This window comes from Thermoflexus sp. (genome assembly GCF_025055495.1).
Lineage (GTDB): Bacteria > Chloroflexota > Anaerolineae > Thermoflexales > Thermoflexaceae > Thermoflexus.
Genome location: NZ_JANWXB010000413.1, coordinates 1 through 10000, shown reverse-complemented (window position 1 = coordinate 10000; position 10000 = coordinate 1). Strand labels below are relative to the sequence as shown.

The 10000-nt window shown below is 63.6% G+C and carries 10 protein-coding genes, 1 tRNA gene and 2 rRNA genes (1 of these 13 cut by a window edge); 10 read left to right on the top strand and 3 right to left on the bottom strand.

The annotated features are described in order from the left end of the window. The 5 genes from NZM16_RS13515 to NZM16_RS13495 form a co-directional block, all read left to right on the top strand. A 16S ribosomal RNA gene (locus NZM16_RS13515) occupies nt 1–396 on the top strand; it begins 1175 nt to the left of the window's first position. Nucleotides 397–567: 171 nt separating this feature from the next. Beyond that, nucleotides 568–684 (top strand): 5S ribosomal RNA (gene rrf, locus NZM16_RS13510). 12 nt (nt 685–696) lie between these two features. Continuing rightward, nucleotides 697–768: transfer RNA gene (locus tag NZM16_RS13505), tRNA-Met, on the top strand. A gap of 209 nt (nt 769–977) precedes the next feature. Further along, nucleotides 978–2054 carry a sigma-70 family RNA polymerase sigma factor gene (locus NZM16_RS13500; protein WP_295480874.1) on the top strand — a complete coding sequence of 359 codons (1077 nt, stop codon included), beginning with the start codon at nt 978–980 and terminating at the stop codon, nt 2052–2054. Nucleotides 2055–2164: 110 nt separating this feature from the next. Further along, nucleotides 2165–2944, top strand: coding sequence for an enoyl-CoA hydratase/isomerase family protein (locus NZM16_RS13495; protein WP_295480872.1), 780 nt, complete (start codon nt 2165–2167; stop codon nt 2942–2944). 16 nt (nt 2945–2960) lie between these two features. On the opposite strand, the gene cas4 is transcribed toward NZM16_RS13495, so the two are convergent. The 3 genes from cas4 to NZM16_RS13480 all read right to left on the bottom strand — a co-directional run bounded on the left by cas4 (nt 2961) and on the right by NZM16_RS13480 (nt 4253). Beyond that, nucleotides 2961–3470 carry a CRISPR-associated protein Cas4 gene (cas4, locus tag NZM16_RS13490; RefSeq protein WP_295480870.1) on the bottom strand — a complete coding sequence of 170 codons (510 nt, stop codon included), beginning with the start codon at nt 3468–3470 and terminating at the stop codon, nt 2961–2963. Nucleotides 3471–3512: 42 nt separating this feature from the next. Then, complete coding sequence (locus NZM16_RS13485; RefSeq protein ID WP_295480868.1) at nt 3513–3773, bottom strand: hypothetical protein; 261 nt, start codon at nt 3771–3773, stop codon at nt 3513–3515. Nucleotides 3774–3863: 90 nt separating this feature from the next. Continuing rightward, the gene (locus tag NZM16_RS13480) at nt 3864–4253 is read right to left on the bottom strand and encodes a DUF3054 domain-containing protein (RefSeq protein ID WP_295480866.1); all 390 of its coding nucleotides are present in this window, start codon (nt 4251–4253) and stop codon (nt 3864–3866) included. A gap of 369 nt (nt 4254–4622) precedes the next feature. Here NZM16_RS13480 and recA point away from each other — a divergent pair, with 369 nt between their 5' ends. The 5 genes from recA (at nt 4623) to NZM16_RS13455 (ending at nt 9716) form a co-directional block, all read left to right on the top strand. Next, nucleotides 4623–5684, top strand: a complete 1062-nt coding sequence (gene recA, locus NZM16_RS13475; RefSeq protein ID WP_295480864.1) for a recombinase RecA — start codon at nt 4623–4625, stop codon at nt 5682–5684. Nucleotides 5685–5763: 79 nt separating this feature from the next. Continuing rightward, nucleotides 5764–6417 (top strand): RecX family transcriptional regulator, encoded by a 654-nt coding sequence (locus NZM16_RS13470; RefSeq protein ID WP_295480862.1) that lies wholly within the window; start codon nt 5764–5766, stop codon nt 6415–6417. Between the two features lie 87 nt (nt 6418–6504). Further along, on the top strand, nt 6505–8070 hold the full coding sequence (gene rny / locus NZM16_RS13465) for a ribonuclease Y (protein WP_295451425.1): 1566 nt from the start codon (nt 6505–6507) through the stop codon (nt 8068–8070). 75 nt (nt 8071–8145) lie between these two features. Then, nucleotides 8146–8391, top strand: coding sequence for a hypothetical protein (locus tag NZM16_RS13460; protein WP_295451427.1), 246 nt, complete (start codon nt 8146–8148; stop codon nt 8389–8391). Between the two features lie 5 nt (nt 8392–8396). Continuing rightward, nucleotides 8397–9716, top strand: a complete 1320-nt coding sequence (locus NZM16_RS13455) for a pitrilysin family protein (RefSeq protein ID WP_295480860.1) — start codon at nt 8397–8399, stop codon at nt 9714–9716. Nucleotides 9717–10000: the final 284 nt, after the last annotated feature.

The window sequence follows — 10000 nt, the reverse complement described above, 5'->3', positions numbered from 1 at the left end:
CGTCAAGTCAGCATGGCCTTGATGCCCGGGGCTACACACACGCTACAATGCCCGGTACAATGGGTTGCCAACCCGCGAGGGGGAGCCAATCCCATCAAAGCCGGGCTCAGTTGGGATTGCAGGCTGCAACCCGCCTGCATGAACGCGGAGTTGCTAGTAACCGCCGGTCAGCCATACGGCGGTGAATACGTTCCCGGGCCTTGCACACACCGCCCGTCACGTCATGGGAGTCGGCAACGCCTGAAGCCGGTGGCCTAACCCTCCCCCTCTTAGGGCCTCTTCTCCGAAGAGACCCTGGGAGGGGGAGGGAAGGAGCCGTCGAAGGCGGGGCCGGCGACTGGGACGAAGTCGTAACAAGGTAGCCGTAGCGGAAGCTGCGGCTGGATCACCTCCTTTCTAGGGAGTGCAGGTCGAAGGCGATCTCCCAGCGTGAGCTGGATGTCCTTCGACCCACCCCAGGTGGTCCGTCAGGGGTTCAGATCCCTGGCGTCCCAACGCCGGACGCCTGGCCTTCCTGCCACAATTCAGTTGTTAAGGAGCGTGTAGGGATCGAAGTCTCACCATTCCCCTGGTGACTGGAGCGGCGGGGAAACACCCGGTCCCATCCCGAACCCGGAAGTTAAGCCCGCCAGCGCCGATGGTACTGGAGGGGCGACCCTCTGGGAGAGTAGGCCGTTGCCAGGGGAATGGTTGCGCCGCGGGGTGGAGCAGCGGTAGCTCGCCAGGCTCATAACCTGGAGGTCGCGGGTTCGAATCCCGCCCCCGCAACTGTGAAAAAGGTGCTACATGATCCGCTTCGTAGCACCTGGATGAATGGGTACCGCCAGATCCTCCTCCTGCACCCCTGTGGGAAGGGCGGACGGTAAAAGAGCCGCTCGCCCCTTTTTATCTTCATCATCTCCACACTCCCACTGCGCCTGTAAGGGACTTGGTGCATGGGATTCCTAAAGGGTCTTGGCGACCCAAAGGAGGTTGCCATGACGCGTCGAAACCGCCCGATCCTCCCCGATGAGGAGGAGGAGCTGGAAACGGAAGCGTTCTGGGCCGAGCCCTGGGAGGAGGAAGCTCCCCTGGAGGAGTTCGACCTGGAGTCCGAGCTGGATGAGGAAACTTCTCTCCCGGTCCTGGGTGAGCTGGCGGAGGATCGGGATCTGATCTCCCTTTACTTCCGGGAGGTCACCGATCATCCGCTGCTGACCGCCGAGGAGGAGAAGGAACTGGCCATGCGAATGGCCCGTGGCCGGGAAGCTGCCCGACGCCTGGCTCGCGATGGCCAGATCCCTCCGGAAATCCGCCAGCGTCTGGAACGACTGGCGGAGGAGGGTCGACAGGCCCGGGAGAAGTTGATCACTTCGAACTTCCGCCTGGTCATCAGCGTGGCCAAGAAGTATCAGGGTCTCGGGGTCCCCCTGCTGGATCTGATCCAGGAAGGAAACCTGGGCCTGATGAAGGCGGTGGAGCGGTTCGATCCCAAGCGAGGCCGCCGCTTCTCGACCTATGCCACTTGGTGGATCCGGCAGGCGATCACCCGGGCGCTGGCGATGCAGGCTCGCACAATTCGTTTGCCGATCCATGCCCAGGAACAGTTGCGGAAGGCCCAGCGGATCGCCCATCAGATCGAGCAGGAAGCCGGCCGGCCGGCCACGCCAGAGGAAGTCGCGGGGCGGTTGGGAACCGAGACGGATAAGGTGGAGTGGCTCTGGAACGCAGCCCGACCATTGCTCTCCCTGGACGAGCCGATGGATGATGAGGGCGAGACCACGCTGGAGGGAGCAATCCGCGATGTGGAGAGCCCGGCGCCGGATGAGGTGGTGGCCGATCAGCTGCTGCGCGAGCAGATCGAAGAGATCCTGAATGAACTGCCCAGCCGCCACGCTCGAGTCCTCCGGCTCCGCTACGGGTTCGAAGACGGGCGATCCTACACCCTGGAGGAGGTCGCCCAGCGGTTCGGGCTGAGCCGGGAGCGGATCCGGCAGATCGAGGCTGAAGCCCTGCGCTACCTGCGCAAGCAGCTCAAGGTGCGTCAGATGAAGGAGTTCCTGAGGGCTGCATAACAATGCCCGGATCGGGAAATGAAGGGGCCGGCACGCCAGATACGTCGCCGGCCCCTTGCTTTTAGCGCAGGGCTCAAGTCCGCAATCCACTGTCCGGAGGGAGCCTACATATGTTGCGGGTGGAGCGCCAGGGAGAGCTTGCGATCTGGATCGTGGACCGCCCTCAGCGACGGAATGCGATGGATTGGGCCACTATGGAAGCCTTCGCCCAGACAGTGGCGGAGGCTACGCGGGATCCTGGGCTGCGGGTGGTGATCCTCACCGGCGCAGGGGAGGCTTTCCTCTCCGGGGCGGATCTCTATGAGATGGCGCACTATCGCACGGAGGCGGATGGTTATCGGCTGGGGCAGGTGATGGGTGAGGCGTTGCGTCAGCTGGAAGAAGCCCCCTGGATCAGCATCGCGGCCATCAATGGGCCCGCACGAGGTGGGGGCGTGGAGGTGGCGCTGGCCTGTGATCTGCGGGTGATGGCGGAAGACGCGGACCTGGCCTTTGTGCAGGTCGCTTGGGCCCTCACCCCTGGATGGGGCGGAGGGCAGCGTCTGCGCCGGCGGATCGGGCCCGGCCGGGCGCTGGAGCTCTTGCTGACCGCTCGGAGGGTCAGCGCGGAGGAAGCGTTACGTTTGGGGCTGATCGAGCGTGTGGCTCCCGTTGGCCAGGCGCTTGCTGAGGCCCAGGCTCTCGCTCGAGAGATCCTGCGCTGGGATCCCGAGGCGGTGCGAGCGATTAAGGCGATGATCCGGGATGGGGATTCGCTCCCTTTCCATAAAGCCCTTCAGATGGAGCGCGAGCAGTTCGCTCATCTCTGGGCGGCCCCAGCTCACTGGGCCGCCATGGAGCGTTTCCTGCAACGGAATCGACAGGGTCTGGATCCGGGCCGGGCGGGCTGAAAATTCCTGCCCCCTCTCATACCAGGGACTCGTCGCAGATCGTCCGGAATCCACACGCGCGACAGCGCGCTGGAGAGCGATGCTGGCGATGCGCCTCTCCCCGTTCCAGATCCCGTCGCATGGAGGCCAGCACCCTCAGGAGCTCCTCCCGGAGCTCCGGGGTATATTCCACCTGAAAGGATCGATCCCGATAGCGGATCCATCCATATGGCGGTCGAAGGCCAAAGGTTTCTTCCACAAGCAGACAGTAGGCGACCAGCTGCATCACATGAGAGGGGTGCGGATAACGGGGAGCCCGCGTGGCTTTCACTTCCACCGGAATGATGGCTTTCCTCTGTCGGATCAGGTAATCCGGCCTGCCGACCAGGCGATAACGGGGAGCGAAGAGCGGAGGGGAGGCTCTGGCGTCAGACATGTCCTCCTTCAGGACCTCGCCGTGCGGAAGGCTCGTCCATCGCTGGAGAAGCCATCCCAGACCTCCGATCCCCAGCGCCAGGAGCAGCAGGAAAAGGGCTGTCATCAGCATCCTGGAGTTCCTCGCTGGGTGCATCGAGCGAGCCGTTCTATGTTATAACGCCCGCAGGGTGCCCACCTCCTGAACATCGACTGGCACGCCATCGATCTCCGGGGGAATGCAATCCTCAGGCGCCAGCATCTCCGGGGGAACCTTGCGGCGGACGGAGACCACGAGGCAGAGCTCGTCGGTGAAGTGGCCACCCCGCTGGCGATAGCCGATCCCCACTGCCACCACATTCGCCTTGCGCAACAGCTCCGCCTCCCGCCGTCGTTTCACCTCCTGAATCCGGGCAAGCATCTCCGTCGAGCTCATCGCAGCGCTCCGGTTTGACTGATTCCTCCTCTTCCGGGGGATTAGGGGTGGAGGGGGCTGCCCTCTGCAGCCCCCTCCACCCCCAAATGTTCAATGCTTGTGTGCGATCCACAGCTGTAAAAGCCACCGCCAGAGGACGAGCAAGAACCCATTGCCGGTCAGGGTAATGACGGCAAAGGGGAGGGGGGCCGGACGGCCGAGGATCAGGCTTCGGAGAATCAGCCCGAGGATCCCCGCCCCCAGCCAGGCGAACCCGGTTTGCAACGCCACATGGCCTGGCGGGCGTGTGAGGTCTATGCGGTCCAGGCGGGCCACCCAGGCCACGATAGCCCAGGCAATGAAGAAGGGGGCTGCTGCCCGCGCCACGCCCCAGAGCATAGGACCCTCGTCGAGCAGGCCATGGCTGGCCCTCCCAAGGGCTGCAAAAAACAGGAAAACCAGGAGATCGCCGCTCCACAAGATCCATCGCAGCCCGCTCATCCTATCCCCCTAAGTGCTTTGTCCAGTTATAAACTGGGGATTCGAGAAGCTGAAGCTAGTCCGGCAGGCAATAGCCCCTCCCCCCTTGCTCCCCCCATGGCCCAGAAGCCATGGGAGGGGGGAGCCAAACGCCCCCAAAGCTCCACGAGGTGAGGAGCTACGTAGCTCCTATTATATTTAAGGTGCTGGGAGCTGAACCGGGAGCCCTCGGCCTTCGGTCCAGTTCCCCAGCCCGGATCGAATTCACGGCATCGGTTTGCATGCTGAACTTTCCAAACGTAAACTTATGTTTAAAGCGAGGGCGCCAATGGGGCGATCCCTCGAGAGGCGGCCTGCGAATCCATCGAGTCTGATAGAGAGAGGTGAGCGATGGCAAACGACGCGCGACGAAAGGCTCTGGAGACGGCGGTGTTGACGTTGACCAAACGCTTTGGGGAAGGAACGGTCATGCGCCTGGGGGAGGCCGCTCAGCAGCCCGTGGACGTGATCCCCACCGGCTCCTTGGCCCTGGATCTCGCCTTGGGGGTGGGGGGGATCCCCCGGGGGCGGATCACCGAGATCTATGGCCCGGAGGCTTCGGGGAAGACGACGCTCTGTCTCCACGTGATCGCCGAAGCTCAGAAGCGGGGCGGGATCGCGGCGTTCATCGACATGGAGCACGCCCTCGATCCGCAATACGCGCAGCGATGCGGGGTGGATGTCGATAACCTATATGTGGCTCAGCCGGACACGGGGGAACAGGCCCTGGAGATCGCGGAGACCCTGATTCGCAGCGGGGCGGTGGATGTGGTGGCGCTGGATTCGGTGGCGGCCCTGGTGCCGCGGGCGGAGATCGAAGGGGAGATGGGCGACGCTCATGTGGGTCTCCAGGCGCGCCTAATGAGCCAGGCCCTGCGCAAGCTCGCCGGGGCGATCCGTCAATCCAACACCGCGATGCTGTTCACCAACCAGCTGCGGATGAAGATCGGCACCATGTTTGGCAACCCGGAGACCACGACGGGAGGCATGGCGCTTAAATTCTATGCCTCGGTCCGCCTGGAGATCCGCCGTCTGCAGAACCTGAAAGCGGGCGGCGAGATCATCGGGAGCCGGGTCCGGGTTCGAGTGACGAAGAACAAGGTAGCCCCGCCCTTCCGCGAGGCGGAGTTCGATATCCTCTACAATGAGGGGATCAGCAAGGCGGGGGACATCCTGGACCTGGCGACCGAACTGGGGCTGGTCACGAAGCGAGGCACTTTCTTTGTGTATGGGGATACCCGTCTGGGCCAGGGTCGGGAGAACGCCCGCGAGTTCCTGAAAGCTCATCCGGAATTGATGGAGGAGCTGGAGCGCCAGATCCGGGAGAACGCCGCCCGCGCGGCCAACCTCAAACGCCTGGGGGTGAGCGCGGAGAGTGCCGAGGAAGCCGCCCCGATCCTGGAAGCTGAATAGCCCGGGAGGATGGGGGAGAAGCGGATCGGGGAGGCGATGCCTACCTCCTCGCGGGGATCTTCCTTCGCATAGAGGCCTCATGGGCGGTCGGATCACGGAGTTACGGGCATTGAAAAGCGGGCAGGTGGCGGTTTACCTGGACGGCCGTCGGGCTTTCCGGCTAACCGCGATCGAGGCCGCGCAGCTGCGCCCGGGCCAGGTGCTCACCGATGAAGAGATCCGCCAGCTTCTGGAACGGGATCTCTTAGAACAGGCTCATGAGGTTGCCCTCCGGTTCCTGAGTTATCGCCCGCGCAGCGAGCGGGAGGTTGCTGACCACCTGCGCCGGAAAGGATTCAACGTCCAAACCGTAGAAGCAGAGCTGGACCGGCTCCGGCAGGTGGGGCTGGTGGATGATCGAGCCTTCGCTCGCTTCTGGATAGAGAACCGAACCGCGTTCCGGCCGCGCAGCCGCCGGGCCCTCCAGGCGGAACTCCGGCGAAAAGGCATCTCCCCCGCGATCATTCAAGAGGTCCTCCGGGAGGCCTCTCTCGATGAGCATTCCCTCGCGCTGCGCCTGGCCCGTGAGCGAGCCCGACGGTTGCAAGGTCTGGGCCCCCTCACCTTCCGGCGACGTCTGACGGGATACCTCCTCCGTCGGGGGTTTGATGGGGAGCTGGTGAAGGAGATCCTCCGAACTCTGGAGCGAGAGGAAGGAAGGAGCTTGTTTGCGGAGGAGCAAGAATCGATCTGAACAACTGTATTTGGCTTTGGGGGATAGGCTCTGGGCCGCCCATCCCCCAAAGGATCTTCTGGCATCATAACTGGAACAGGATACACCATGGACTGGCTGATCATTGTTCCGCTGGCCGCAATCGGAGTGATCGGCGGCGGTGCGCTGGGATGGTTTCTGGGAAAGCAACTGGTCCAGCAACGGGTTCGAGAGCAGCTCCGGAGCGAGATCGAGACCGCGCGTCAGGAATCTCAACGGCTGGTCGAGGAAGCCAAACAACAGGCGGCGGAGCTTCTCCTGCAGGCAAAGGATGAGGCCCTTCGCCTGCGAGAGGCTACCGAAGCGGAGCTGCGCCGGTGGCGGGCCGACCTCCGTAAGGAAGAAGAGCGCCTGCGCCATCGACGGGAGGAGCTGGATCGCCGGGTGGAACGGCTGGAGAAGCAGGAGCGCCGCCTGAACGAGCGTCAGGCGGAGCTGGATCGTCAGAGCGCTCAGCTCCAGGCGGCGATCAGCCGCTTTGAGGAGGAGCGCCGGGCCGCCTTGGAGCAGGTGGCCGGGATGACCGTCGAGCAGGCCCGCCAGGCCTTGCTGGAGATGGTGGAGAAAGAGGCGCGGGAGGATATGGCGCGCCTCTACCGGCAGATCGAGGCCGAGGTCCGGGTTCAGGCGGAGGAGCGCGCCCGCGAGATCATCGCCACCGCCATCCAGCGCATCGCCAGCGAACAGGTAGCGGAATTGACCGTCTCGGTGGTGCACCTTCCGAACGATGAGATGAAAGGGCGCATCATCGGGCGGAACGGCCGCAACATCCGGGCCCTGGAAAAAATCACCGGGGTGGAGATCATCGTGGACGATACCCCGGAGGCGATCACCCTCTCTTCCCACGATCCGGTGCGGCGGGAGATCGCCCGCATCGCGCTTACCCGCCTGATCCAGGATGGGCGGATCCATCCGGCGCGGATCGAGAAGGTGGTCGCCGAAGCCCGGGAGGAGGTGGAGCGGATCATCTGGGAGGAAGGCCAGCAGGCCGCGGCCGCGGCAGGGGTTACCGCGCTGCACCCCGAGCTCGTCCGCCTCCTGGGCCGCCTGAAGTTCCGCACCAGTTACGGCCAGAACCAGTTGCATCACGCGGTCGAGGTCGCCTGGCTGGCTGGGATGATCGCCGCAGAGCTGGGCGCCGATGTGCGGATCGCCCGGATGGGCGGTTTGTTGCATGACATTGGAAAGGCGGTGGACCATCAGGTGGAGGGCACCCATGCCCTGATCGGCGCGGAGCTGGCCCGACGCTATGGGGCACCGCCCAAGGTGGTGAATTGCATCGCCAGCCATCACCACGAGGTTCCCCAGGAATGCATCGAGGCAGTGATCGTCGAGGCCGCGGATGCCATCTCGGGCGCCCGGCCCGGCGCCCGTCGGGAGACCCTGGAGATGTATCTCAAGCGGATCCAGGATCTGGAGAACATGGCTCGCTCCTATCCCGGCGTCGCTGAGTGCTACGCGATCCAGGCCGGCCGGGAGATCCGCATCATCGTGAAGCCAGAGGAGGTGGACGACCTGGCGATCATCCGGATGTCCCGGGAGATCGCTCGCAAGATCGAGGAGACGATGCAGTATCCCGGGCAGATCAAGGTCACCGTGATCCGGGAGACCCGAGCGGTGGAGATCGCCCGATGAAGAAACCGGTGGGGCGGGCGACAAAGCCGCCCGCCCCATCCCCTCAAATCTTTTTCCGTCAGGAGTTTTCTTCCCATGGCCAAGAAACGACGGGTGCGATCCACGCCTTCTGCTCCTTCCCAGACCGTTCCGGCTCCGGCCCGGGAGGTCCCCACGTCGCCCTTGCCACGCTCTATCCCCTCCCGCCGGCCGACATCCAGTCTGGCGAATTACGATTACACCTACGTGCGGCGAGATCTGCGCCGCATCGGCGTGCTGGCCGCGCTTCTCTTAAGCGGCCAAATCGTCCTGGCCTTCCTGTTGCCTCATCTGCTGAGGTGAGGGCGATGACGCGACGATCAGTTCCCCGAATCTCCCGGCGCTTCCGCTCGGTGCGTCGGAACGGTTTTCTAAAAACGACGCTGAACAATGGGCTGACCGTGGTGCTGAAAGAACAGCATCACGCTCCGGTGGTCACGTTCTGGGTCTGGTATCGCGTGGGAAGCCGGGATGAGCCCACCGGCCTCACCGGGATCTCCCACTGGGTGGAGCACATGCTCTTCAAGGGCACCCCCACCTATCCGAAGGGGACCCTGGATCGGCTCATCTCCCGGGAAGGGGGTGCCTGGAACGGGATGACCTGGCTCGATTTCACGACCTACTTTGAGACCTTGCCCTCGGATCGGTGGACGATCGCTCCGGAGATCGAGGCGGATCGGATGACGAAGGCCCTCTTTCACCCGAAAGAGGTGGAGGCGGAGCGGACGGTGATCCTCTCCGAGCGACATGGGGCTGAGAACAATCCCCTCTTCCTGTTAAGCGAGCAGGTGCAGGCGCTGGCCTTCCAGGCCCACCCATATGGCCACGAGGTCATCGGATGGCCCGGGGATCTCCAGAGGATAACGCGGGAAGATCTCTACCGTCATTACCGGACTTACTATGCTCCCAACAACGCCATCGCGGTGGCGGTGGGAGATCTACGTATCCCGGAAGCGCTGCGAGTGATCGAACGGGCCTTTGGCCGTATCCGACCGGCTCCAGAGATCCCCCGCCTGCGGGTGGCGGAGCCTCCTCAGAGGGGAGAGCGCCGGGTCGTCGTCGAAGGGGAGGGAAACACGGCCTATCTGGAGATTGCTTACCATATCCCAGAGGCGACCCATCCCGATTTCATGGCCTTGGTGATCTTGAATACTGTGCTGACCGGCACCGGGTCTCTCAGTTTCAGCGGGGTTACGTCGAATAAAACCTCCCGGCTGTATCGAGCGTTGGTGGAAACGCGCATCGCCGCTGAGGTAGGAGGCAGCCTGAGCGCCACGGTGGATCCGTTCCTTTATAGCGTTACGACGACTCTTCAACCTGGCCGGCGGCCGGAAGAGGCCGAGGCGATGATCGACGCTGAGATCCAGCGCTTACAGTCTGAACTCATCCGCCCGGAGGAATTCGAGAAGGTTCTCAAACAGGCCCGCGCGGACTTCGCTTACAGCAGCGAGTCAGTGACCAACCAGGGCTTCTGGTATGGCTGGAGCGAGGTCTTCGCGGATTACACCTGGTTTGAGACCTATCTGGAGCGCCTAGCCCAGGTGACCCCAGAGGACGTGCAGCGGGTCGCTCGCACATATCTGACGCGCACGAACCGAACGGTGGGCTGGTATTTGCCCCGCGTGTAGAAGATCAACGGGTGCCTTCGCGCATGATTGCAGCTCCTCCCTCCTGGATCTCCTTCCCTCAATTTCCTTTGGGGCCCCTGGGAGGGGAGATCCATACCTTTCCGGAGGTGGGACAGTGATCATCATCCTGGGTTTAGGTCCTGGGGATCCCCGCTACTGGACTTGGGAAGCGGTTGAAGTCTTACAGGGACTTCGGGAGATCTATGTGCGGACCCGGCGGCACCCGGCCGTGGCGGCGTTGCCACCCCACCTGACGGTTTATGACTTCGATGCGGTCTACGCGG

What these genes read in the sequence shown, in the direction of transcription:
- NZM16_RS13460 (WP_295451427.1), top strand. Translation starts at nt 8,146, where the DNA reads ATGGCCAAGAAACGACGGGTGCGATCCACGCCTTCTGCTCCTTCCCAG.
- NZM16_RS13455 (WP_295480860.1), top strand. Translation starts at nt 8,397, where the DNA reads ATGACGCGACGATCAGTTCCCCGAATCTCCCGGCGCTTCCGCTCGGTG.
- NZM16_RS13485 (WP_295480868.1), bottom strand. Translation starts at nt 3,773, where the DNA reads ATGAGCTCGACGGAGATGCTTGCCCGGATTCAGGAGGTGAAACGACGG.
- NZM16_RS13500 (WP_295480874.1), top strand. Translation starts at nt 978, where the DNA reads ATGACGCGTCGAAACCGCCCGATCCTCCCCGATGAGGAGGAGGAGCTG.
- NZM16_RS13470 (WP_295480862.1), top strand. Translation starts at nt 5,764, where the DNA reads ATGGGCGGTCGGATCACGGAGTTACGGGCATTGAAAAGCGGGCAGGTG.
- rny (WP_295451425.1), top strand. Translation starts at nt 6,505, where the DNA reads ATGGACTGGCTGATCATTGTTCCGCTGGCCGCAATCGGAGTGATCGGC.
- recA (WP_295480864.1), top strand. Translation starts at nt 4,623, where the DNA reads ATGGCAAACGACGCGCGACGAAAGGCTCTGGAGACGGCGGTGTTGACG.
- NZM16_RS13495 (WP_295480872.1), top strand. Translation starts at nt 2,165, where the DNA reads ATGTTGCGGGTGGAGCGCCAGGGAGAGCTTGCGATCTGGATCGTGGAC.
- cas4 (WP_295480870.1), bottom strand. Translation starts at nt 3,470, where the DNA reads ATGCTGATGACAGCCCTTTTCCTGCTGCTCCTGGCGCTGGGGATCGGA.
- NZM16_RS13480 (WP_295480866.1), bottom strand. Translation starts at nt 4,253, where the DNA reads ATGAGCGGGCTGCGATGGATCTTGTGGAGCGGCGATCTCCTGGTTTTC.